This window comes from Collinsella aerofaciens ATCC 25986 (assembly GCF_964237925.1).
GTDB classification, from domain to species: Bacteria; Actinomycetota; Coriobacteriia; order Coriobacteriales; family Coriobacteriaceae; genus Collinsella; species Collinsella aerofaciens_BJ.
The window spans coordinates 157653-181185 of the sequence record NZ_CAXSKI010000001.1; the positions used below are offsets into that span (position 1 = coordinate 157653).

A 23533-nucleotide genomic window follows, 5' to 3' on the forward strand; every position below is an offset into this window, starting at 1 on the left:
CCGCGACCTAGCTGATTCCATCATACCCACTTGGGCAAATCATTGCTCGCAAGTCGCAATGTTTATTGCGGATAACCCCAAAAGAGTACCGTGGACAGGCACAATAGCCGCTCGCTCCTATGCGGCATGCTCTGTCGCCTGAGCCATGCGGGACAGACGGACCAGCAGCACAAAGCCAACAACCAGCAGAACGCCAATAGAAAGGACGCCCAGCGACGGGTTGCCGGTCAGGGAGGTGACGACCGACACCAGGAAGGTGCCCATAACGCTTGCGTAACGGCCAAAGATATCGAAGAAGCCGTAGTACTCGTTGGACTTTTCTTTGGGGATGATGCGGCCAAAATAGCTGCGGCTGAGCGCCTGCACGCCACCCTGGAACAAGCCGACCAAAATAGCGAGCACCCAAAACTCAAAGGCGGTCTTCAAGAAAAACGCGGCAAAGAGCACGATACCCATATAGGCGGCGACGGCCACCAAGATCATGTTGAGTGTGCCCACGCGACCGGCGAGCTTGCCGTAGATGATGGCGGACGGGAAGGCCACAAACTGCGTAACGAGCAGAGCCAGCACCAGTTGGGTCGAGTCGATGCCCAAAGCCGATCCGTAGCTGGTTGCCATGGAAATGACCGTGTGCACACCGTCGATGTAAAAGAAGAACGCGATCATGTAGACCAGCACGGTCTTGTTGTGGGCGATCTCGCGCATGGTGTGTCCGACCTCGGAGAACACGCCGCCCACGATGTGGCCGATGGTGTCCTGGGGACCGCGCTCGCGACCGTACTTTTGCTTATAGGTGCGAATGAGCGGCAGGGTAAAGATGAGCCACCAGGCACCGGTGATGACAAACGACAGACGCGTTGCCAGCATGGTGGGGACGCCAAGAGCGGGGCCACCCATGATAAGCGCCAGGCAGATGATGAACGGCACGGTGGAACCGATGTAGCCCCAGGCATAGCCCGAGCTGGACACGGCGTCCATGCGCTCGTCGGTGGTAATGTCGGGCAGCATGGCGTCGTAGAACGTCATAGAAGAGTTAAGGCCGATGGTGCACAGCACGTACACGGTCAAAAATGCCATGGCGGACATTGGGATAGCCTGCGCCAGGCAAAGAACCAGGCCCGTGAGGAAGAAGCCCAAGAAGAACTTGATCTTGTTGCCGGCGTAATCGGCAAGCGCGCCCAGAATGGGCATGAGCATGGCAATGACCAGCGAGGCAATCGTCTGCGCGTTGCCCCAGGCGACCACCAGGTCTGCCGAGGAAGCACCGGTATTGATGGCGTTAAAGTAGATGGGCACCACCGAGGTATTGAGCAGCACGAGGGCCGAGTTGCCCACATCGTACATAACCCAGTTACGCTCGAGCTTGGTGTATTTCATGGACAGGGCCCCTTCGTATTCGCCCGATATGCAGTTAGTTCATCGTACCCCAATTGTCCAGAGGCGCCGGTAAGGATTCGGCAAAGGGGCACGCACGAGCCCTACTCCTCGCGGTCGAACTCTTCGTCGGCGCCGAGCACGCGACCGCTGTAATTGACGTGGTTGGTCACGGCTTCCATATCGCCGGTCTCGATAAAGCGGGCGACGGTGAGCTCGTAATCGAGCAGTGCGCGGTCAAAGACCTCGGGGAAGCTCTCGGTCGAGACTTCATCGGTAAAGGGGCTCTTCCATGCCAAGTGGCCCAGATTTCCGGTACGCTCGGGCAGCTCGGTCGTCACACGGTGTGCAAGGCCGTCGAGCAGCGAATAATCGTGCACCAAGCCCTCGAGCAGGGCAATCGCGCGCGTCTTGGCCGAACCGGCGGGCTCGATAGTGCGGTAGAGCAGCTGCATGTCGGCTACGGCGCCGCCGTACTCTCCCACCGGGATATCGATGCCGTACACGCGTCCGGCAACATAGCTCATCAGCACACCGGCAACGCGATTGATGCGGTCGGTAGTGACGATCTCGCCCGCCGGCGGATAATCCTCGACCGTAGCCCCATCGCGCTTGAGCTGCAGCATCAGCACGTCCAGGTCGCTTTCGAGCACGGCATGAACTTGACTGCCCGAAGCCTCGAGCTCGGGATCGGACTCGACAATGCCAAACTGCTGCTCGTAGACAAAGGGGTGGGCATTGCGATCGAGCACATAGTGCGACAGCAGGCCCAGCGCAAAGGCGCGACCCAGATTGGCATCGCGCGGCTGCAGGTGCGACACGCCGTCGCGCAGGCACGAGAATTGGCGCGACATGCGCGAGCGGTGCATGACCTGAGCAAGCGACATGCAGTCGGAGATGCGCGGCGTGAGCATGTGGAAGAAAAACGGGTCGGGACCTTGGTTTCCCAGGATAAAGGCGATGCGCTCCTCGTCGGACGTGATAACGCCCTGCGGAAGACGGTCGATGCTTTCCTCGCCAAACAGATGATGCGTAATGAGCGCGGGCATAATAATCCTTTCGATTTCATTCGATGCAATCCATTATGCCCACCGCACAGTCATGCCAAACCTGTAACGGCAAACGATGGCACACCGACCCTTACGCTAGCCCCAAGTGCGATTTGACCTCGGCAGCGCGACGACGGGACACGGGCACCGTCGAGCTCACACGGTCGAGCCTGAGCTCCATCAGGCCCGTGGAGCCGATCTCGACATTGTGCACGTCTTCCAAATTGACCAGATAGCTGCGGTGGACGCGGATAAAGCCCTCGGAGGCCAAGCGGCGCTCGAGCGAGGAAATCGACTCATTGATCAGATACGTTCCATCGGCACAGACGGCGTTGCAAAAATCGGCGCGCGCCTCAAAGTAGCAGACATCCGCCACGGGAATGAACACCTTTTTGCCCCCGCGATCCACCGTCAGGCGCAAAGGCTGGCGCGGAGCATGGACGACACGGCGAGCGCCCAGGGCAGTCTCGATCTTGTCGAGCGCCTTTGACAGGCGGGCATCCTCGACCGGTTTGACGACGTAATCGACAGCATCGAGGTTATAGGCATCGGCCGCATACTCGGCAAATGCCGTCACAAACACCACGACCGGCGGCGTCTTTAGGTTCTGCAGCGTCTCGGCAAGCTCAATTCCCGAGCGACCGGGCATGGTAATGTCTAAAAACAGCACGTCGGGCTTGTTCGACAGAATCGACTCCACGGCTTCGGTGACATTGCCCGCCTCGGCAATCTGACCCACACGCGTATCCTTTTCCAACAAATAGCGTAGCTCAGCCCTAATTGGAGGCTCGTCATCAACCACCAGGATATTCCAGCCTTCGGACATATGCGCTTCCCCTCTTTTTTTCTCTCAATCCAACCGCGTGCTACACCGTTAGCGGCGCCGGCTCATGCGGCTCGCCGTTCAACTCAACGATGACCTGCGTTCCCACGCCCTCCTGAGACTTCACGCGCATACCAGAATCTTCTCCGTAAAAGAAATGGATGCGCTGAAGCACGTTGAAGAGCGCCAGGCCGCAACCTCGCTTGACGGAGCCGTCGGCGGTAATGCTCTCGGGCTCCTCTCGGCGATGCTGCTCAAACAGATGCGCGCAGACTTCTTCGCTCATCCCGATGCCGTCATCTTCGACGATAATCTCCAAGCCGTCATCGGTCTCAAAAGCCCTAACACGAATAGAAAGCGGCTCGGTCTCGCGCTGCGCATGCTTGATGCAGTTTTCGAGCAGCGGCTGCAAGATAAACGGCGGTACCAGGCTGTCGCGCACCTCAAAGTCGATGTCGACCGAAACGCGCAGACGGCCGTCGCCATACCGGGCCTGCATAAGATTGATATAACGAGTGCCCTGTTCCACCTCGTGCTCGAGCGTGGTGAGCGTATCGGAATCAGAAAGCGTCTGACGATAGTAGTTGGAAAAGTCGATCAGCAGCGATCGCGCCTTGTCGGGCTCGGTTCGAACGAGCGACACGATCGTGCTAATGGTATTGAATAGAAAATGCGGGTCGACCTGCGATTGCAAGGCGCGCAGCTCCACGCGGGCCGTAAGCTCGTCCTGGCGCTCGAGCTCAAAGCTGGCGAGCTGCGTGGAAATTAGGTCGGCAAAACCCGAGGCAAGGGCCGTCTGGCGCATATCAATGCTGCTCAGGCGGGGATAGTACAGCTCGAGTGTGCCCACGCAATGCCCGCGCACGGTAAGCGGCGCGACAATGCCGGCGCGCAGGCGGGGAAAATAACCGCCCGTCTCATTGGAGGTGTCGCGCGAAAACACGCTCTGCTCGCCCGTCTCAATCACACTGAGCGTGGTCTTGAGCACGACCGGGGTGCCGGCGGGGCACTTTGCCGAGTCCTCGCCCCAGCTTGCCAACACCTGTTTGCCATCGGTAAAGCAGATGGCAGAGGCGATGGTCTCGGACAGGATAATTTTAGAGGCGCCCAGGGCCGCTTCGGGCGTAAGGCCGCGCGACGTGTAGGCGAATATTTTTGATGCGATGGCGAGCGTACGGTCGGTTGCGCTCGATGTGAGGTCGTCGGGGACCACAAAGACATACGAGAAAAAGAAGCACAGCATGACCATGCCGGCAATAACGACAACGCCCGGAACGGGATTGGGGTTATCGGTTAAATCCCAGATAAGCAGCAGGATAAGCGCCGGAACGACAACGCCGAGCAGGATGGCCTGGACCACATGCTGGGCCGTACGAAAGACCTTGGTAGAGTTGTAGCTCTTGCCCAGAATCAGCCTGTTTAAATCCACCGTCATCCCCTTTTATCTATCGCACCCATAGCAATAAAGAGGGCCGCAAGCGACCCTCTCCATTGCATTATGCAATCAAAAACTGTGTTTTACATCCAGCCATCGACAAACGGTATCTTAGGCGCTGTATTTGTTGGCCTCGCCAAAGGTGCCAGCCTCGACGATCCAGCCATCCTTCATGATGACGTCCATGTTGTCGGTGTTGAGCACGTGGATGTCGGCGGCGACGTCACCGTTGACGACCAGCAGGTCGGCGCACTTGCCGGCCTCGATGGAACCGGTCTCGTCCTCGATGTGGCACATCTTGGCACCGTTGAGGGTGGCGCAGGTGATGGTCTCGACCGGGGTGAAGCCGATCTTGTCGACGAACTCGTACATCTCCTCGATGGAGCAGGTGCCGTACGGGGTGACGAAGGAGAAGGAGTCGGAGCCGATCGTCATGACAACGCCGCGCTTCTTGGCCTCGCGCAGGCAGTCGTAGTTGCGCTGCAGCTCCTTCTCGACCAGGGTGCCCTCGTACTTGTCGTGCAGCTCGGGGACGTAGACGGGCGGATAGGTGGCGTACCAGGTGGGCAGGAAGGCGATCGTCGGGGTGAAGAAGGTGCCCTGCTCGGCCATGAGGTCCATGGTGCGCTCATCGATATCGAAGCCGTGAATCAGCTGCTCGCAGCCAAAGCGAACGGAATCGTAGGCAGCGGCGTGGTTGTTGTAGCAGTGGCTCCACACGGGGATGCCGACCATCTTTGCCTCTTCGACTACGGCCTGGATCTCCTCGGAGCAATAGTGCTGGTCGCGACCGGAGTCCCAGCGCCAGATGCCGCCACCGGTAGCCCAGATCTTGATGGCATCGGGGTTCTCGCGCAGGCGACGACGGACGGCCTTGCGCAGATCCCAAGGACCGTCGACCTGGTCGCCCCAGGGATGGGATTCCTTGTTGAGCTCCTGGGTGCAGTGGTGGGAGTCACCGTGGCCGGCAACGCGGCAGAAGCCGAGGCCGGTGGCCAGAACGCGCGGGCCCTTAAAGACGCCCTTGTCGATGCAGTCACGGATCTGGATACCAAAGCGGCCGATCTCGCAGACAGTGGTGAGGCCGTGAGTGAGGCAGTCGTAGGCCTGCTTGACGGCGACGGCCTGCTTCTCGAGGAGCGGCTGCATGACCCAATCGGTATCATCGTCGGTCAGGTTGCCCGAGAAGTGCAGATGGGTGTCGATCAGGCCGGGAAGGACGGTCTTGCCGGCGGCGTCGATGACCTCAACGCCCTCGGGAAGGTCCTGCATAGTGCCGGCGTACTCGATCTTGCCGTTGTCGTCGACGAGAACGAGGGAGTTCTCGACCGGCTCGGCACCGGTACCGTCGATGAGCTTGCCGCCAACGATTGCATACTTAGTGGACATGGTTCCTCCTTATGGATCCATATAGTGGGCGAGGCCGTGTTGGGTTAAGGCCTCACAAAGCTACCCAAGTGGTGCCGGGTTCGGTGCGCGGGAGAGAGGATTCCGCGCACCCGATCCGCCCCGGCTAGGCGTTACTTTTTGCGGGAATTGGTGAAAGCCATGAGGGCCAGGCCAATAGCCAACCAACCGATCACGATGCTCCACTCCACCATGTTGAGGGAGGCAGGAGAGAACGGAATCACGAGCAGGCCGATGATGATGGCGCAGGCAGCGATAGCGAGGCCGATGCCAAACTTGCCGCCGGGCACCTCGTAGGGACGAGGCAGGTCGGGCTCGGTGAAGCGCATGCGCAGGCAGGCGAGAGCGACCATACCGCAGGAGAAGATGAAGGCGAGAGCCGACACGTTGGTCAGAGGGATGAGCATGTTCTTGCCCAGGAACGGACCGATGACGGTGATGACGCCCAGAACGACGCAGGCGAGCTTGGGAGCGCCGGACTTGGGATCGACCTCGGCGAACTTCTCGGGCAGCTGGCCCTTGCGGCCCATGGCAAGCATGATGCGGCTCGTGGCGCCGTAGAAGGAGTTCATCGGGCCCATGGGTCCAAGCGTGGCGATGACGAGCATGGCCAGGTACAGGAGCATGTTGATGCCCTTGAGGCAGGCAAGCGCGGGAACCGGGCTCTTAACAAACTCATGCCAGTCGAGAATGGTGCCGAACGAGTAGATGCAGACCATGTAGAAGCCGCCGGCGGCCAGCAGAGCCAGGGAGATGATCTTGCCGAACTTGTTCCAGTTGAGGCCCTCGGCTGCTTCCTCAGCCTGCTGAGGAATGGTGTCGAAACCGGCGTAGAAGAACGGGGTCAGAACCAGGACCGACACGATGCCGGCGAACAGGCTGGTGCCCTCGGTAGCGGCCTTACCGCCGCCAGCGCCGGTGACCTGGGAGAACACGGGCATGGCGTTGTCCGGCGAGCCGGTGAACAGCGAGACGCCCATGGCGAGCAGCATGCCGCAGAGCAGAGCCTTGGTCAGGAAGGCCTGGAGCTTGGCGGCCGAGCTGGCACCGCGGAAGTTGAGGAAGATGACGTAGGCTGCGAAGCCGAGCGCGATCAGCGTCGGGAACAGGTAAACGTCGGCGCCCAGGATGGTGTAGAGCTTGACGGCGCGCAGCCACTCAAGACCGGGCAGGCTGCCGAACATCTCGGACACGAGGGTCGAAATGGCGATGGCCTCCCACGGGCACAGGATACCGTTGCCCAGGGCCAAAAGCCATCCGGTGATGTAGCTCAGAGTACGGCCAAAGCTACGATCGACATACTCGACGATTCCGCCCGAGATGGGGATGGCAGCCGTGAGCTCACCGAAAACAGCTCCGACGGGCACGAGGAAGATTGCACCCAAGAGGAATGCGATCATAGCGGGAACGGGACCGCCGCCCACGACCATCCAGTCGCCGACCTGCAGAACCCAACCGGTACCGATGATGGCACCGAAACCGATGGTGAAGAAGTTCCAGAGCGAAAGCGTTTTCTTCATGCCGCCGTTATCCTCGACTGCAACTTCTGCGTTCTTGTCCGCCATTGTTCCCCTCCTTTCCTTTTTGACGCCCCTTGACGTCACCCCTTGCGCGGTCTGTTTTGCCGCGCTCTTTTATTTCGTGGCTTTAAGATACGGCCTTGGCGCAGCAGCTCCGCTTGTAGCTCGACCGAAGGCAGAACTGCAAAACGAGCGGCGCCGTTTTTGGGACGAACGGCACGGTTTGCCGCTCATTGTTGCCGCCCGTCCGACGGGCGTACGCTCATCGGACGCATATAGAGTTGTTTTTGAGGCCGTGTGTTTTGCGCCTTTCGTACCGTTTACCGAGCTTTTGACGCGCAGACCCATTTGTTGCACATCTTTTTTGTAGGATGGACAGGTTATACATGAGACAAGGCGGTACGAATGGCATACGGATACAACGACGGTGATCAACGGCGACAAAGCGTTCGCCTTGCTGGCCGTACCACGCCTACGCCCACAAGTGCCACGAGCAGCAATCCGCAACGTCCTCAAGAGCAACCCAGGCCTTCGTCTCGGCAGCAGGCAAGCAGAACGCGGCAGAGTGGCCGTCTGAGCACGGGCACAAGCGCGCAGCAAGATGGCCGCTTGGGCGCGCGCACTCGACAGCGTCAGGCCGAGGTTCCGCAACTGCGCCGCAACGGCGCACGTCAGCCCGGCATCCATATCAACCGCTTCTTTTCGCATCCCCAAGGCGGACGCGACGGCAAGCCCTACCGCTCGACATCGCACGCGAATGCCCCCGCCCTGCCGGCTCGTCGACTTCGCCTCGCACTGTGCTCTATCCTTACCTGTCTGGTCTTTGTGCTTATGAGCTCCTGTATGTCCCACGGTTCGGCCGGTCTCGAGCCCACCGCCGAGGACAAGCTGCTCAAGGCCCCCGTCGCACCCGGTTATTCTTTCGCCTTTTCGACCCCGCGCTCGCAATGGCAAGCCGGCACGATGCCCCATATCTATCAGATCGACCCTGCGTGGTCGGAGCTGCCTTACGCCGGCGGCACCATCCGCCAAAATGCCTGTGGGCCTACGTGCCTCACCATGGTCTACATCTTTAAGACGGGACGCACCGATATGACCCCCGTCGATATGTGTGCGCTTTCCGAGGCGGGCAATTACGCCCCCACCGGTGCAACCGAATGGTCGTTTATGACGAGCGGCGCGTGGCAGTTGGGACTTAACGGAACGGAGCTCCATATCGATCGCGACTCGATGACCCAGGCGCTGCGTTCGGGAGCGCCCGTCATCGCCGCCGTTCGGCCGGGCACCTTTACCAACGTGGGCCACTACATTGTGCTTTACGGTATTGACGACGCCGACCAGATTGGCGTCTACGACCCCAACTCGGCCAGCCGCAGCGTCCGCCGCTGGGGCGTCGTAGAAGTCCTTAACGAAGTCGAAGCCATGTGGGCCTACTACTAGTCATTGGGGATAATCATTGGGGACAGACTTAAATGAGTAGCCCCAGGCTGCCAGGAACTGCCGACACGGAAAGCGCATCCCATTTTGGAGCTCAATAGCGGGATGCACTTTCCGTTAGCGGCCCGTTTGGGAAACTACGTTCCACTTTCCGGCAACATTCCGGGATGCATTTTCCGGTTGAGGCCCTCAAGGGAAACTATGTCCCATGTTGGACGCTCATTCTGGGATGCGCTTTCCGCAGTTGATTGATGCGGGCTTTAAGGACTGTTCCAAGCTGCCAGCAGAAAAGGAACGTCCCCAAGTGCCGGGTTTCCGCAGTCATTGGGGACAGACTTAAATGACTAGTCTTTTAAGAACGTCCCCAATGACTACCCACAGAATGAGGGTCTCATCGGGGACTAGGTAAATAGCAAAAGCCCCCGCGGCCGAAACGGGCCGCGGGGGCAGCAGGCTTGCAAGGGTTAACTCAAGTCCTCGCCATTTGATGCAATGACCTTTTGATACCAGCAGAAGCTGTCCTTTCGGTAGCGATCGAACGTGCCTTTGCCCGTATCATCGGCATCGACATAAACAAAGCCATAGCGCTTCTTCATCTGCCCCGTCGAGGCCGATACCAGATCGATACAGCCCCACGGCGTGTATCCCATCAGGTCAACACCGTCCTCGACAATTGCATCGCGTAGCGCAAGAATATGCCTGCGCAGGTAATCAATATGATACGCATCGTGGACTTTGCCGTCTTCCAGCGCATCGAGTCCGCCCACACCGTTCTCAGCGATAAAGAGCGGAAGATGGTAACGATCGTGGTAGCCGGCAAGCGTCACGCGCAAACCCAGCGCATCGATCTGCCATTTCCAGGCAGTCTCTTTATCCTTGAGGTACGGATTGCGCAGCGTCGGGAACACGTTGCCCTCCGCCTTCTCAGCGATCACCTGGTCATCGGCGCACACCAAGCGCGAGCAATAGTACGAGAACGAGATGAAGTCGACGGTATGCTCGGCCAGATACTCCGTATCGCCCGGCTCAAAGGGCACGTGAACACCCTCTTTCTCGAGCGCACGCAGCTTCCAAGTAGGATAGGCGCCCGCAGCCATCACGTCAGTGTAGAAGTAGCGGCCGCGGTCCTCCTCATACGCAAGCCATACGTCCTCGGGCGCACAACGGTACGGATAGGTCGCACCGGCAGCGATCATGCAACCCACCTTGTTTGCGGGATCGATCTTGTGCAGGATCTCGACAGCGCGAGCGCTCGCCATAAACATATGGTGCGAGAACGCCGCGGTCACGGCTGCACGGTCACGCTCATCCTCGAGCGTGACACCCGCGTTGAGATAGGACAGCGCCACGCTGTTGATCTCGTTGAACGTAAGCCAATAACGCACGAGGCCCTGGTACGCGCGTCCGACGGTCTCGACGTAGTGCGCATACCGCTCGATCATCTCTCGGCTTTGCCAGCCACCATAGTGCTCGACCAGAGCCAACGGATAGTCGTAGTGCGACAGCGTCACAAGCGGCTCGATTCCATGCTCGCGCAGCGCCTCGAATACCTGACGGTAAAACTCCAAGCCCTCGCCGTTGGGCTCGGCCTCCATCCCTGTGGGAAAAATACGGCTCCAGCAAATTGAAAGACGCAGGCACTTAAAGCCCATCTCGGCAAAGAGCTCGACATCCTCGTGCCAATGATGGAAGAAGTCGTTGCCCCAGCGGCATGGATACAGCCTGTCCGGATCGTCCACGGGCTTTTGCCTGCCAAACATTACATCCCAGCGGTCGGAACCCTGTGGGATCAGGTCGGAGTGCGACATGCCGCGGCCGCCCTCGTTCCAGCCCCCTTCGGCCTGGTTGGCGGCGAGGGCACCACCCCACAAAAAGCCCTCGGGCATACCGGCGGCAGACGTTCTGTCAAAGTAACTCATGCTACTCAGCATCCTCGGCAGAAGCTGCCGCGGCGTTCTCCTGCTCCTGAGCCAGGAGCTGGTTATCGTACACCTTAAAGAACGGGTACCAGACCACAGCCATGACCACGATCAAAACGATCGTAAACACCCAGATGCGCGGGTCGAGGCACTGGACAAAGCCCTGAACGAAGATGGGGAACGTGCCGCTCACCAAGATGTAGAAGTTAGAGACAAGACCCAGTGAGACCGCACCCCAATACAGCAGGGCCGAGATCATGCCGCCTAGCACAAACGGAATCATGAGGATCGGGTTGAAGATGATGGGCGCGCCGAAGATCGCGGGCTCGGAGATACGGAAGAAGCTCGGCACGATCGATGCCCTGCCAAATGCCTTGAGCTGCTGCGACTTTGCCCTAAACGCGCAGAGCGCCACAAAAGAGAACGTATTACCCGTGCCGCCGATGAGGTTGATGGCCAACGACATGAGCACCGGGTGGAACTCAAGCGGCTGCCCGGCAGCATAGAGCGAGGCGTTGGCGGCAAAGGCGGCAAGCGAGACCGGGGCGGTGATGGGCATTACGATCATGTTGCCGTGGACGCCAAAGCACCAAAACAGCAGCGTCATGAAGCAGATAAGCAGTGCGCCGGGCACAGAGTCAACTGCGACGGAAAGCGGGGCAGCGAGCAGCTTCTCGATAACCGAGGGGATGGACAGCGCGGGATCGATCATCTGGATCAGCAGGTTGCCGCCAAAGAAGATGAGGATGTTGGCGAGCATAGGTACGATGGCGCCAAAGGTTTCGGACAAAAACGGCGGCACGCCATCGGGCATCTTGATGGTGATGCCCTTGGTCTGGCAGAAGCGCGTGACCTCGACGGAGACCAAGGCAACGATGATGGCGGTAAACAGGCCCTGCGCACCCAGATAGGTGCAGGGGACCGCCTGGAGCACGGACTCGTCAGCAAGCTGGTAGTAGGACGACGGCGCCGCGGCGATCAGGAACATCACCAGCGAGGTCATGCCGGCGTTAAGCTTGGGCATCTTGTAGGTGCCCGCCAGGTTATAGGCGATTGCGAACGTCACGATCACCGACAGTATGCCCATCGTCATATTGAAGGGGATGAGCAGCGTGAGCTTATTGGCCGTCGCAAAATCGAGCCAAGGGCCAAAGACGGACCAGAACCCGCCCTGCGCCACCAGGTCGGCCGTGACCGGCGGGTTGGCGAGGATCATAAAGACGGCAGATACCAAGATGAAGCTGATCGCGCTCATAAAGCCCTTTTGCATGGAGGCAAAGTGGCGCTCGGTGCCGCAGAAATTGGCGATAGGGGTCAGTTTTTCCTGAAGCAGGGTCATGAACTTCTCCATGGTCGCCTCCTAACCCAACAGCGACTGGGCGAGTGCCAGCACGTTGGCGGCGTTGCCCATGCCGTAGTCCTGTGCGGGGATGACCGCGGTCGGCTTACCGCTCCCCTGCTTGACGGTGTTGAGCTGGTAGGACACCTGCGGCCCCAAGAGCAGCACGTCATAATTGGCGCACGTCTCCTGATACTCGCCGATACCCACCGCATCGATATCGAGCTCGATGCCGTTTTGCTCCGCATATTTCTCGAGTTTCTTCATCAGAATGCTTGTAGACAGACCAGCTGCGCAAACAAGAAGGATCTTCATAAGGGATTCCCTTCGCATTGATTGGTTGGATAGTCACCGCACGCCGCTAGGCGTTCTTGGTTGCAGTGCACTCATACAGGCAGATCAGCTCCTGCACGAGCTCCTGAGCAAGCATGGAGCACATGAGGTGGTCCTGAGCATGGACCAGCAACACATCCACCGACAGATGCTCGCCCGCTGCCTCAGTCGAAAGCAGCTGCGTTTGGATGTGGTGAGCCTTGATTCCCGCATCCTTTGACTGCTTCATGAGTTTGGCGGCGGCGTCAAAATCCCCCGCTTTTGCCTTTTCAAGGGCCTCGAAGGCAAGGCTGCGTGCCTCTCCCGCTGCAGCGACCAGCTGAAACGAAACCATCTCGGTTCCCTGATCGTCCATAACGGTCTCCTCTCCCGTGATGTTTGGTTTGTACTTGAATATTCGAAACGCCTATCTCCCGCCCGCAATCCTCGAGGTTTATTGCAGGTAGACAGACAGGGTTATCGACAAAAGAAGTCTTAAGCCGTATGCGCTTGCACAAGCGCCATCAGCTCATGCCAGGACCGGCGCTCGCGTAGGCGCTCGACCCCCTGGCGGTCCATAAAGATCTCGGCGAGCAGTGAGCTCAAGATCCGCGCCTCATCGCCGCCCGACCGGGCAAACGACACCATAAAGACGATATCGACCTCATGGCCGTATTCGTCCCAAAGAATGGGGTGTTCGAGCAGGCCCACGGTAACAAAGGCCTCGGCGCTCAAGGGATGCATCCCATGGGGCATGGCTACCCCATTGCCAAACGAGGTGGCACTCGCGCTCTCGCGCTCGGCGACCTCTTGGGCAAACTGGGCATCGACACGGCCGCTCTCGACGGCGCGCTCGGAGAGATATCGGAGAACGGCCTGCTTCGACGACGCCTCAACGCGGTTGAAGAACAGGGCACGGCTAAAGAAAGAGCTTACGGAGTCCGATTGCGCAGTGTCGTCGCTCAGCACCTTGCGGATAGCGTTGACATCGCTCGTCTCCAAGAAGAAATCGGCCTCGCGGACGGGCACGGGCAACTTGACGTTGAGCGGCACCGTTGTGAACACGTAGTCGATGTGCGAAAAATCGAACGTTCCCACGCGGGCGACATCGCATGTCTCAATCGAATCGATATACATGCCAAACTGCTTGCGGTACTGGTGCTCGAGCATACGGGCGCTTCCCGCTCCCGAGGCGCACACGATCAGGATGCGCTTGCGACGCGGCTGGTCGGCTTGCTGCTCGAGGGCCAGGGCAAATGCCATGGCGATGTAGCCGAGCTCTTCATCAGAGGGCTGGCTGCCAAAATGGCGCTCGAGTACCTGCGAGGTGCCAGCTGCCATCGAATAGGCCAACGGAAACCTCGTCTTGATATCGGGCAGCATGGGGTTATCCATATGCATGTGATATTCAAGGCGATAGCCCAGAGGGCCGATATGCCGAGCAAGGTTCATGCGAAGTTCAAGATCGCCGCTAAAGTCAAACCTAAACTCATCGTTGACCGCACGTACCATCTCGGAAGCAATCTCCCACATCTCGTCCGAGATAACGGCAGAGCCCTTCTCGGGCACGCCCGTGCCCCTGCCGAGCAAATGGATTGCGATAAAGGCAACCTCTTCTCGGGGCATGCTCACGCCCAGGGCATCCTTGATGTTTGCGGCAATCTGGAAAGCCGCGGCGTATTCGCGCGTTCCCTCCAGTTTTTGAACGTCCGATTCTGCAGCTGGGACATAGCAGCCCTGCTCGATGCGGCCAAGAGCAATGTAAAGATGCATGATGAGATTGCGGGATGCCAGCGAGCTCACCGTGACGGGCGAGGCCGTCAGGGCATCGTCCACACATGCGGCGATGGCCCGCAGGCGCTCGGCGAGCTTTGCATCGTCAGTGTCGGGCAACACGGGCCTCACCAGCGAGGCCAGGCACAGGCGCCGTTGCGACTCCCCGCCCGCAACGCGGATTCCGTAGCGTGGGCGCTTTTCGAGCGTTAAGTCAAATTGGGCGAGTTTCTGCTCTACCAGACGCATGTCATTGGACAGAGTTCGCGCCGAAACGTAGAGTAAATCCGCATACTCCTCAATCGTCACCCACTGGGACCGCATGAGGAGGTCGTTAAGAAGGAAGGACACACGGCCGTCGCGCGTATCAGGAATGCCCGGATGGGCCAGAGCCGCACCGTCTAGCAAGCGAGCAAGCTCATCTGCATGTGCAACATCGATACGATATTGCCCTTTGCTGCCAACGATGCGTGCAACCCCCGCAAGATTGTCGTTTGCGCGATGGATATAGTTTCTCACGGCGCGCTCGCTTACCTCGAGACGCTTGGCAAGCACCGCGACAGCGACAGGCTGAGCGTCCTCGATCATATTTACAAGCTGCTTGACGCGAGCATCCATGTCCTCCTCCTTTCCCTGCGTCTAGTCTAACGCGGTAAAGAATGACACTCCACGTCGCTCTCGTTCCGCCAACGCGGAACAGGTTGCGGGGAGTCCAGCTGAACTTATAGGGGGCACGGAGAGAGGGCCCGAAAGCAATGCGTCGGTGTGAGATGCGCTTTCCGCAGTCATTGGGGACAGATTTAAATTAGTAGTCATTGAGGACGTTCTTGTTTGACTAGTCGTTTAAGAACGTCCCCAATGACTACCCACCCATCGGGGACCAGGTGAATAGCAAAAGCCCCGCGGTCGGAGCGGGCCGCGGGGCTCATGAAGAGAGGCTAGTTTGTGGGCGTCTTGCCTGGCGCCCACGAGAGAGGCAATGGAGTAGAGGCTACTCGTGGATGCGGGTACCGGAGAGGCCGGCCATGGTCTCGGCGGCCTTGTCCAGGGCACCGATGATGCAGGTGCGGCCCTTGCGGGAACGGGCGAACTTGATGGCGGCGCGGACCTTGGGCTCCATGGAACCCTTGCCGAACTGGCCCTCGTCGGCCAGGCGCTCGGCCTCGTCGGCGGTGATGTCCTCGAGCTCCTCCTGGTTGGGCTTGCCAAAGTTGATGGCGACATGCTCAACGGCGGTCAGCAGGAACAGAACGTCGGCGTCGCAGTCCTCGGCCAGCAGCTCGCCGCCCAGGTCCTTGTCGATGACGGCGGGAACGCCCTTGTAGCAGCCCTTGTTCTCGTAGTCGCGGACGACGGGGATGCCGCCGCCACCGCAGGCGATGACGATGAACTCGTTGTCGAGCAGGTTGAGGATGGAGTCAGCCTCGACGATCTTCTTGGGATCGGGGGAAGCGACGACGCGACGCCAGCCGCGGCCGGAATCCTCGACGAAGACCTTGGAAGGATCCTCGGCCATGAACTCCTTGGCCTGCTCCTCGGTGTAGAAGGGGCCGATCGGCTTGGTCGGGTTCTTGAACGCGGGATCGTCCGGGTCGCACTCGATCTGGGTGACGACGGTTGCGGCGTGCCAACGCTTATAGCGCTTGTGCATCTCGCGGCCAATGCCCTGCTGCAGGTGATAGCCGATGTAGCCTTGGGACATGGCGCCGCACTCGGGCAGCGGCATCTCGGGGGTGCCGATGGCGTCGTGGGCAGCGGCGAAGGCGTTCTGGATCATGCCAACCTGCGGGCCGTTGCCGTGGGTGATGATGATCTCGTTGCCCTGCTCGATCAGGCCGAGGAGAGCGTGAGCGGTGTTGCTCACGGCCTCGATCTGCTCAACGGGGTTGTTGCCGAGGGCGTTGCCGCCAAGGGCGACGACGATACGATCGGGCTTGCCAAGAGGCTTAGACATTGCTGGAATCCTTTCTGTAAAAGGCCTACAACCCATTAATAACCCGCGCCCGTGCGATACGCGAGTTTATTAAGGTTTATATTCTCTTTATCGCTCATTTTATTCATTTTGAAAATAGTTGAACGGTGAACGGTCGCTTTTACCCGCTCAGCGTAAAGAAACCCAGCTCAAGCATATCTACGTCATTTACGTGCAACTTTATTTTAATAGAGCAGGGATTAGACCAGATTATGCAAACTATATCTTTGCTAAACATAAAACAGACAGCGCAAAATCTTACTCGCACTATACGAGATTCTATGCACTTATTGGACGAGTATGCAGCCCTGCAATAACATGGCGTTTTTCATCCAACTTAAGGAATAGACGAGCGCCCATACCGCGCGTCGGCCGGCAGCCGGCGAGCCGTCTCGTCGGTTGCCGCTTCCAGAAAATCAAAAACTGATATTGCGCGCGCAATTGCTGCATGGTACTTTAGCGAAGAACAGCGCGGGCTGGGGCGACAGAGATTTGTCGTGAAGTTTGGGTTCGGCGACCCCGCTGCTGTCTTCTCCTTATCCGCCAGCGAACCCCTTGAGCGACGGATTGAGGAGGTCCTTACTATGACAAAAATGCTCAAGATCACGCTGAATGGCGAGACGTTTCTCGCCGACATGCTCTGGGACAAGGCTCCCGAGGCATGCAAGCTGTTCGAATCATCCTGTCCAGTCGAGTCACGTATCTTTTCGGCCAAGATCTGCGATGCCGAGGTAACCTATCCTGTCTCGGGCCCCATCGCCAATTACGAGCACATCGAGAACCCCGTCTTTCACGAGCCAGCGGGCGCCGTGAGCTGGTATGGCGGATGGTCGTCAATCTGCATCTTCTTTGACGTGTGCGAGCCCTTTGGCACCTGCAACATGTTCGCCCGCATCTGCGAAGCCGACCGCGAGCGTTTTGCCGCCGCCTGCCGCAATGTCTGGGACAACCAGGGCATGTACATTAAAAACGAAATCGTCGAGATCGAAACGGAGGCCTAAAGATGATGGATATCAACAATCTGCTCACGCTCGACCTTGCCGAGTACACCACTGCACTTGAGGCCCTCGCCGATCAAATGATGCTCGAGGAACCGCGTGACATCGACTACATGCGCCGCCGCAAACTCGACACCGGCCGCGAATTCGCCGTCTGGAACTTCACCGTCGGTTACTGCATGAACGCCGCCGACGCCCTCTCCCTCCTGCGAGCCCAGGCCAACGAAAACGCCAACGACGGCACCGCCGACCTCGCAACGATCAAAAACAGTGCCGCACGCCTGTGCGACTGGTTCTCGGGCGCCTTCGACGTCACCGGCAAAATGGATGACACCACGGCAATCCTCGCCCACAGCCGCGACCTCTACGCCCAGGTAGAGACTCACGAACAGTTTGCAGCCCTCACCCGCGCCACCGAGCGCTATCTGGTCCAGCTCCAATTTTGGGTTGATCGCCAGATTCCCTGGCCGGCCATCAGCGACCTCGTCCACGGCTACCGCCTACGCACGGAGTCCGGCGAGACAAGGTAACCAAGCAAGCAGCACCGACAACACCCCACCATCGGGATCCAAAGTAAGAATCAGAGGGCTGGAGACGCACCCAACAGCGTCCCCAGCCCCTTCGCAAAGTAGAGCACTGTTTCAGCGGCTTTGAGGCCTATTCGAACCTTTGCTATCTCCCAATTTTTGTATATTTACGACAATATTATCTGCCAATTTTTGTATGATTTTAGGCGATTCTATCTGTTAATTTTTGTCATTTGGGGGTTTAATGCTACGCCGTAAGGTCACTGATAGGCTTTTGAGCTGGAAGAATAACTCCAATAAGGCATTACTCGTTACTGGTGCGCGTCAGATTGGCAAGAGCTATGCGATTCGCGCGTTTGGAAAAAGCAACTACGCGTCGTATTTTGAGGTCAATTTACTACTCGATGTCGAAGCAAGGAATGCACTTGTTGGCGCAAAGAACTCCGTTGACTTTATCAACCGCGTAGCCCTTCTTGCGGATGCGCCGCTTGTTGAGGGCGATACGCTTGTCTTTGTCGATGAGATTCAGGAGTATCCGCAGATCGTTACACTCATGAAGGCGTTGGTCGAGGATGGGCGCTTTAGCTATGTCTTCTCGGGGTCTATGCTTGGGACTGAGTTTAAGGGGATCTCTTCTTTTCCGGTGGGGTATGTAGAGCACATTGTTATGCGCCCGATGGATTTTGAAGAGTTTTGTTGGGCAAACAGCGTCAGCGAGAATGTGCTTGCAGGCATTCGCAGCTGCCTTGTCGAGAAACATCCTGTCGAAAACTATATTCATGAGGCGATGCTCAAGAACTATAGAGCTTATATCGTTTGCGGCGGTATGCCGGAGGTCGTTCAGAACTATATTGATTCGGGTTATTCGCTCGTGAGCACACGTGAGCTTCAAACTCAGCTGGTCGATCAGTACAAAAGCGATATCTCAAAATATGCATCGACTCGAGCGTTTAACGTTCGGTCGATTTTTGAGCAAATTCCCGTTCAGCTTGAGGCGGAGTCTCATCGCTTTGTTGTTTCGTCTCTGGGTGAGGGAGCTCGCCTTAAAAAATATGAGCAGGATTTCCTGTGGCTTGTTAACGCAGGTGTTGGATTGATGGTCGCCAGGGTGACGGAGCCACGGAGTCCTCTCAAGAGGACGGAGAAAACGACAGCCTTCAAACTATACGAGTCTGATACAGGCATGCTCGCATCGCGATACCCCGGCAGCACTGCACGCTCTGTCTATCTTGATATGAAAACTCCCAACCTTGGTGGTCTCTATGAGAACGTGGTCGCGCAGGAACTCGTTGCCCTCGGGGCGGATGCATGGTACTACCAAACGCGTGAGGTCGGTGAAGTTGACTTTGTGATCGAAGGCGCCCACGGGCATGTTGTCCCAATCGAGGTCAAATCGGGCAAGAAGGTTCGAGCGCATGCGGCTCTCGATCGTCTGATGAGTGTGGGCGAGTACAAAATTCCCGAGGCCGTTGTACTGAGCCACGAGAACCTCAGCAAAGAGGGCAAGGTTCTGTACGTTCCAATCTACATGACGTTTTGTCTCGATGAGTTTATGGAAAAGGATGACCCCAATAACGATTTCTCGTTCGCGCCCATATCTCTCTAGCCATTTGAATCCTCAATCCAGCCCCGTCCACGCATCAATGCATTTCCCAAGGTGCTGCGCGTTTCGCGGCAAAGCCGCGAAAAAGCAAAGGGATAAGAAGCCGCAACAACCCCGCCCCCCATCCATCCCCAAAGCAACGCGCCTTTCGCGGCAAAGCCGCGAAACAGCGACCGGGACAAAAGGCCCCACCAACCACGTCCTTCATTCAGCCACACAATCCAAGGACGTAGTCGTAGCAGGATCTGAGGGCTGACCTTCGCGGACACTCCGCAGGACGAAAGAACCCCCGCCGCACGTAGTGCGCAGCGGGGGTTCTTTCATGTCCGAGGACGTCCGCGAAGGTCAGCCCTCAGATCCTGCGGTGAGAGACCTAGGCCTCGTTGTACACCGTCTTGAGCTTCAGCAGGTGCTGATAGCGGTCCATGGCGGCCTGCTCATTCTCCTTGAAGAGCTCCTCGGCGCGCTCGGGGAAGGAACGCGTCAGCGAAGCGTAACGGGCCTCGTTCATCAGGAACTCCTGATAACCGCCCGCGGGCTCCTTGGAATCGAGCGAGAACTTCTTGCCGGCAGCAGCCTCGGGGTTGAAGCGGAAGAGGTTCCAGTAACCGCACTCGACAGCCTTCTTCATCTCGGCCTGGCAGTTCTGCATGCCACCCTTCTTGATGGAGTGCATCTCGCAGGGGCTGTAGCCGATGATGAGAGACGGGCCGTCGTAGGCCTCGGCCTCGTGAATGGCCTTGAGGGTCTGAGCCGGGTTGGCGCCCATGGCGACCTGCGCCACGTAGACGTAGCCGTAGCTCATGGCGATCTCGGCCAGGGACTTCTTCTTGGTCACCTTACCGGCAGCGGCGAACTGAGCGACCTGGCCCAGGTTCGAGGCCTTGGAGGCCTGACCGCCGGTGTTGGAGTAGACCTCGGTGTCGAAGACGAAGACGTTGACGTTGTGGCCGGAAGCCAGGACGTGGTCCAGGCCGCCGAAGCCGATGTCGTAGGCCCAGCCGTCGCCGCCAAAGATCCAGAAGGACTTCTTGGTGAGGTAAGCCTTGTCGGCGAGGATCGCCTTGGAAGCGTCGCAGCCGCACTTCTCGAGCTCGGCAACGTAAGCAGCGGCAGCGGTCTTGGAGGCCTCGGCGTCGTTGACGGAGTCAATCCAAGCCTGGCCGGCGGCCTTGAGCTCATCGGACGGACCATCAGCAGCGATGATGTCCTGGGTAGCGGCGATCAGCTTGTGCTGAACGGCCTCATAGCCAACGGCCATGCCCAGACCGTGCTCGGCATTGTCCTCGAACAGGGAGTTGTTCCACGCCGGGCCGTGACCGTCCTTGTCCTTGCAGTAAGGAGCGGTGGCAGCGGGGTTGCCCCAAATGGAGGAGCAGCCGGTGGCGTTGGAAATGAACATGCGGTCGCCAGCGACCTGGGTCACCAGACGTGCATAGGCGGTCTCGGCGCAGCCGGCGCAGGAACCCGAGAACTCCAGGTAGGGCTGCTTAAACTGGCTACCCTTGACGTTGGCCGCGATGAGCTCCTTCTTCTCGGAGACGTTCTCGACCATGTAGTCCCAAACGGGCTGCTGGTCCATCTCCTGCTCGGTGGGAACCATCTCGAGGGCGCCCTTGGGGCAAACCTTGACGCAGTTGGTGCAACCCATGCAGTCGAGCGGGGACACGGCCATGGTGAACTTCATGCCCTTGGCCTTGGGGCCCATGGCGTCGAGCGTGCGGGTAGCCTCGGGCGCGGCGGCAGCCTCGTCCTCGGTCATCGCGAACGGACGGATGGTGGCATGCGGGCACACGTAGGCGCACTGATTGCACTGGATGCACTTGGTCTCATCCCAGTGGGGAACGACCACGGCGACGCCGCGCTTCTCGTATGCGGAGGCGCCCAGCTCAAACTGGCCGTCGGCGCAATCGACGAAGGCGGAAACAGGCAGGCTGTCGCCGTCCATGCGATCGATGGGCTCGAGCAGGTTCTTGACCTGCTGGGCGATAGCGGACTTGGTCTCCTCGGAGAGCTCGACGGGAGCGGCATCCTCGGCGGTAGCCCAGTCGGCCGGAACCTCGAACTTACGGAAAGCGGTAGCGCCGGCATCGATGGCCTTGTGGTTGGCGTCGACGATGGCCTGGCCCTTCTTCATGTAGGACTTGGTAGCCGCGTCCTTCATGTACTGCAGGGCGTCCTCGGCGGGCAGGACCTTGGCCAGCGCGAAGAAGGCGGACTGGAGTACCGTGTTGGTGCGCTTGCCCATGCCGACCTTGGCGGCCAGGTCGATAGCGTCAATCAGGTAAACGTTGACGTTGTTGTTCGCGATGTAGCGCTTGGCCACGGCGGGCATGTGCTCGGCGAACTCCTCGTCGCTCCACTGGCAGTTGACCAGGAAGGTGCCGCCCGGCTTGACGTCGCGGACCATCTTGAAGCCCTTAACGATGTAGCTGGGGTTATGGCAGGCGACAAAGTCGGCCTTGGTCACGTAGTACGGCGAGCGAATCGGGGAATCACCAAAGCGCAGGTGCGAGACGGTGACGCCGCCGGTCTTCTTGGAGTCGTACTGGAAGTAGGCCTGGACGTACTTGTCGGTGTGGTCGCCGATGATCTTGATCGAGTTCTTGTTGGCGCCGACGGTACCGTCGCCACCCAGACCCCAGAACTTGCACTCGATGGTGCCGGGGGCTGCGGTGTTGGGCGCATCCTCGGCCTCGGGCAGGCTCAGGTTGGTCACGTCATCGACAATGCCGATGGTGAACTCGCGCTTGGGCTCGTCCTTCTTGAGCTCCTCGAAGACAGCGAACGCGGACGCGGGAGGCGTGTCCTTGCTGCCCAGGCCATAACGGCCGCCGACGACCTTGATGCCCGTCTTGCCGGCCTCGTAGAGAGCGGAGACGACGTCCTGGTAGAGCGGCTCGCCGATGGAACCCGGCTCCTTGGTACGGTCCATGACGGCGATCTTCTGGACGGTCTCGGGGAGAACGTCGACGAAGTGCTTGATGGAGAACGGACGGAACAGACGAACCTTGACCAGGCCGACCTTCTCGCCGTGAGCGTTGAGGTAGTCGATGACTTCCTCGAGCACGTCGCAGAAGGAGCCCATGCACACGACGACGCGATCGGCATCGGGAGCGCCGTAGTAGTTGAACAGGCCGTAATCGGTGCCGAGCTTCTCGTTGATCTTCTTCATGTAGCCCTCGACGACGGCGGGAAGCTCGTCGTAGACCTTGTTGCAGGCCTCACGGTTCTGGAAGAAGATATCGCCGTTCTCGTGGCTACCGCGGGTGCGCGGGTGCTCAGGGTTGAGCGCGTGGTCGCGGAAAGCCTGGACGGCGTCCATGTCGCACATCTCGGCCAGATCCTTGTAGTCCCACATGGCGACCTTCTGGATCTCGTGGCTGGTGCGGAAGCCGTCGAAGAAGTTAAGGAACGGGGTCTTTCCCTCGATGGCGGCGAGGTGAGCCACCGGCGAGAGGTCCATGACCTCCTGGACGTTGCCCTCGGCGAGCATGGCGAAGCCGGTCTGACGACAGGCCATGACGTCGGAGTGATCGCCAAAAATGTTCAGGGCGTGGGAAGCGACACAACGCGCGGAGACGTGGAAGACGCCCGGGAGCTGCTCGCCCGCGATCTTGTACATGTTCGGGATCATCAGGAGCAGACCCTGAGAAGCCGTGTAGGTGGTGGTCAGAGCACCGGCGCCCAGCGAACCGTGAACGGTACCGGCCGCACCTGCCTCGGACTCCATCTCGACGACCTTGACCGGGGTGCCGAAGATGTTCTTGCGACCCTGGGCCGCCCACTGGTCAACATGGTCGGCCATCGGGCTGGACGGCGTAATGGGATAGATTCCCGCTACCTCGGTGTACGCATACGAAACATATGCGGCTGCCTCGTTGCCGTCCATAGACTTAAACTTACGCGCCATATACCCCTCTCCTCTCATATAGGTATACAGGCCCCGGCGATTGCCGGGATATTGGAGTGATGGGATTTACGCTGTTGCTTCCAATCATCTGGCAGGCAGGCTCAGCAGCAGGTACGTGGCGTGGAGAGAAGA

Annotated in this window: 17 protein-coding genes; 4 read left to right on the forward strand and 13 right to left on the reverse strand. The window is 59.0% G+C overall.

Annotated elements, in window-relative coordinates; translation table 11 throughout:
• Positions 1-117: 117 nt before the first annotated feature.
• The 6 genes from ACESWY_RS00700 to ACESWY_RS00725 form a co-directional block, all read right to left on the reverse strand.
• Entirely contained in the window at positions 118-1377 is a 1260-nt protein-coding gene (locus ACESWY_RS00700; RefSeq protein WP_373093265.1) for an MFS transporter, read from the reverse strand.
• A gap of 101 nt (positions 1378-1478) precedes the next feature.
• The gene (locus ACESWY_RS00705) at positions 1479-2423 is read right to left on the reverse strand and encodes a zinc dependent phospholipase C family protein (RefSeq protein WP_343006508.1); all 945 of its coding nucleotides are present in this window, start codon (positions 2421-2423) and stop codon (positions 1479-1481) included.
• Positions 2424-2514: 91 nt separating this feature from the next.
• Complete coding sequence (locus ACESWY_RS00710) at positions 2515-3249, reverse strand: LytR/AlgR family response regulator transcription factor (RefSeq protein WP_343006507.1); 735 nt, start codon at positions 3247-3249, stop codon at positions 2515-2517.
• A 40-nt stretch (positions 3250-3289) separates the two neighbouring features.
• Positions 3290-4675, reverse strand: a complete 1386-nt coding sequence (locus tag ACESWY_RS00715) for a histidine kinase (protein ID WP_373093264.1) — start codon at positions 4673-4675, stop codon at positions 3290-3292.
• Positions 4676-4792: 117 nt separating this feature from the next.
• Positions 4793-6070: a metal-dependent hydrolase family protein gene (locus ACESWY_RS00720; RefSeq protein WP_055310078.1), complete on the reverse strand. Its 1278-nt coding sequence runs from the start codon at positions 6068-6070 to the stop codon at positions 4793-4795.
• 131 nt (positions 6071-6201) lie between these two features.
• The gene (locus ACESWY_RS00725; protein ID WP_260700062.1) at positions 6202-7653 is read right to left on the reverse strand and encodes an APC family permease; all 1452 of its coding nucleotides are present in this window, start codon (positions 7651-7653) and stop codon (positions 6202-6204) included.
• Between the two features lie 564 nt (positions 7654-8217).
• On the opposite strand from ACESWY_RS00725, the gene ACESWY_RS00730 reads away from it, so the two are divergent.
• Complete coding sequence (locus ACESWY_RS00730; protein WP_373093261.1) at positions 8218-9048, forward strand: C39 family peptidase; 831 nt, start codon at positions 8218-8220, stop codon at positions 9046-9048.
• A gap of 461 nt (positions 9049-9509) precedes the next feature.
• Here ACESWY_RS00730 and ACESWY_RS00735 read toward each other — a convergent pair whose 3' ends face one another.
• The 6 genes from ACESWY_RS00735 to arcC all read right to left on the reverse strand — a co-directional run bounded on the left by ACESWY_RS00735 (position 9510) and on the right by arcC (position 16342).
• Positions 9510-10964, reverse strand: coding sequence for a family 1 glycosylhydrolase (locus ACESWY_RS00735; protein WP_373093260.1), 1455 nt, complete (start codon positions 10962-10964; stop codon positions 9510-9512).
• Position 10965: 1 nt separating this feature from the next.
• Positions 10966-12315, reverse strand: a complete 1350-nt coding sequence (locus ACESWY_RS00740) for a PTS sugar transporter subunit IIC (RefSeq protein WP_117776361.1) — start codon at positions 12313-12315, stop codon at positions 10966-10968.
• Between the two features lie 9 nt (positions 12316-12324).
• Positions 12325-12618 carry a PTS sugar transporter subunit IIB gene (locus ACESWY_RS00745; protein ID WP_117648560.1) on the reverse strand — a complete coding sequence of 98 codons (294 nt, stop codon included), beginning with the start codon at positions 12616-12618 and terminating at the stop codon, positions 12325-12327.
• Positions 12619-12664: 46 nt separating this feature from the next.
• Positions 12665-12991 (reverse strand): PTS lactose/cellobiose transporter subunit IIA, encoded by a 327-nt coding sequence (locus tag ACESWY_RS00750; protein ID WP_117648559.1) that lies wholly within the window; start codon positions 12989-12991, stop codon positions 12665-12667.
• Between the two features lie 119 nt (positions 12992-13110).
• Positions 13111-15006, reverse strand: coding sequence for a BglG family transcription antiterminator (locus tag ACESWY_RS00755; RefSeq protein ID WP_373093259.1), 1896 nt, complete (start codon positions 15004-15006; stop codon positions 13111-13113).
• 373 nt (positions 15007-15379) lie between these two features.
• Positions 15380-16342, reverse strand: coding sequence for a carbamate kinase (arcC, locus tag ACESWY_RS00760; RefSeq protein WP_055310076.1), 963 nt, complete (start codon positions 16340-16342; stop codon positions 15380-15382).
• A gap of 602 nt (positions 16343-16944) precedes the next feature.
• Here arcC and ACESWY_RS00765 point away from each other — a divergent pair.
• From ACESWY_RS00765 to ACESWY_RS00775, 3 genes are all read left to right on the forward strand, one after another.
• Positions 16945-17361, forward strand: coding sequence for a DUF3830 family protein (locus tag ACESWY_RS00765; protein ID WP_154518619.1), 417 nt, complete (start codon positions 16945-16947; stop codon positions 17359-17361).
• Positions 17362-17363: 2 nt separating this feature from the next.
• Positions 17364-17888, forward strand: a complete 525-nt coding sequence (locus tag ACESWY_RS00770; RefSeq protein ID WP_349089108.1) for a hypothetical protein — start codon at positions 17364-17366, stop codon at positions 17886-17888.
• Positions 17889-18129: 241 nt separating this feature from the next.
• A complete protein-coding gene (locus tag ACESWY_RS00775) occupies positions 18130-19491 on the forward strand; it encodes an ATP-binding protein (RefSeq protein ID WP_368143930.1) in 1362 nt (453 codons plus the stop codon).
• 370 nt (positions 19492-19861) lie between these two features.
• On the opposite strand, the gene nifJ is transcribed toward ACESWY_RS00775, so the two are convergent.
• The gene (gene nifJ / locus ACESWY_RS00780) at positions 19862-23401 is read right to left on the reverse strand and encodes a pyruvate:ferredoxin (flavodoxin) oxidoreductase (protein ID WP_349074911.1); all 3540 of its coding nucleotides are present in this window, start codon (positions 23399-23401) and stop codon (positions 19862-19864) included.
• Positions 23402-23533: the final 132 nt, after the last annotated feature.

What these genes read in the sequence shown, in the direction of transcription:
- ACESWY_RS00770 (WP_349089108.1), top strand. Translation starts at nt 17,364, where the DNA reads ATGATGGATATCAACAATCTGCTCACGCTCGACCTTGCCGAGTACACC.
- ACESWY_RS00750 (WP_117648559.1), bottom strand. Translation starts at nt 12,991, where the DNA reads ATGGACGATCAGGGAACCGAGATGGTTTCGTTTCAGCTGGTCGCTGCA.
- ACESWY_RS00700 (WP_373093265.1), bottom strand. Translation starts at nt 1,377, where the DNA reads ATGAAATACACCAAGCTCGAGCGTAACTGGGTTATGTACGATGTGGGC.
- ACESWY_RS00745 (WP_117648560.1), bottom strand. Translation starts at nt 12,618, where the DNA reads ATGAAGATCCTTCTTGTTTGCGCAGCTGGTCTGTCTACAAGCATTCTG.
- ACESWY_RS00705 (WP_343006508.1), bottom strand. Translation starts at nt 2,423, where the DNA reads ATGCCCGCGCTCATTACGCATCATCTGTTTGGCGAGGAAAGCATCGAC.
- ACESWY_RS00775 (WP_368143930.1), top strand. Translation starts at nt 18,130, where the DNA reads ATGCTACGCCGTAAGGTCACTGATAGGCTTTTGAGCTGGAAGAATAAC.
- ACESWY_RS00735 (WP_373093260.1), bottom strand. Translation starts at nt 10,964, where the DNA reads ATGAGTTACTTTGACAGAACGTCTGCCGCCGGTATGCCCGAGGGCTTT.
- ACESWY_RS00725 (WP_260700062.1), bottom strand. Translation starts at nt 7,653, where the DNA reads ATGGCGGACAAGAACGCAGAAGTTGCAGTCGAGGATAACGGCGGCATG.
- nifJ (WP_349074911.1), bottom strand. Translation starts at nt 23,401, where the DNA reads ATGGCGCGTAAGTTTAAGTCTATGGACGGCAACGAGGCAGCCGCATAT.
- arcC (WP_055310076.1), bottom strand. Translation starts at nt 16,342, where the DNA reads ATGTCTAAGCCTCTTGGCAAGCCCGATCGTATCGTCGTCGCCCTTGGC.
- ACESWY_RS00765 (WP_154518619.1), top strand. Translation starts at nt 16,945, where the DNA reads ATGACAAAAATGCTCAAGATCACGCTGAATGGCGAGACGTTTCTCGCC.
- ACESWY_RS00755 (WP_373093259.1), bottom strand. Translation starts at nt 15,006, where the DNA reads ATGGATGCTCGCGTCAAGCAGCTTGTAAATATGATCGAGGACGCTCAG.
- ACESWY_RS00740 (WP_117776361.1), bottom strand. Translation starts at nt 12,315, where the DNA reads ATGGAGAAGTTCATGACCCTGCTTCAGGAAAAACTGACCCCTATCGCC.
- ACESWY_RS00720 (WP_055310078.1), bottom strand. Translation starts at nt 6,070, where the DNA reads ATGTCCACTAAGTATGCAATCGTTGGCGGCAAGCTCATCGACGGTACC.
- ACESWY_RS00710 (WP_343006507.1), bottom strand. Translation starts at nt 3,249, where the DNA reads ATGTCCGAAGGCTGGAATATCCTGGTGGTTGATGACGAGCCTCCAATT.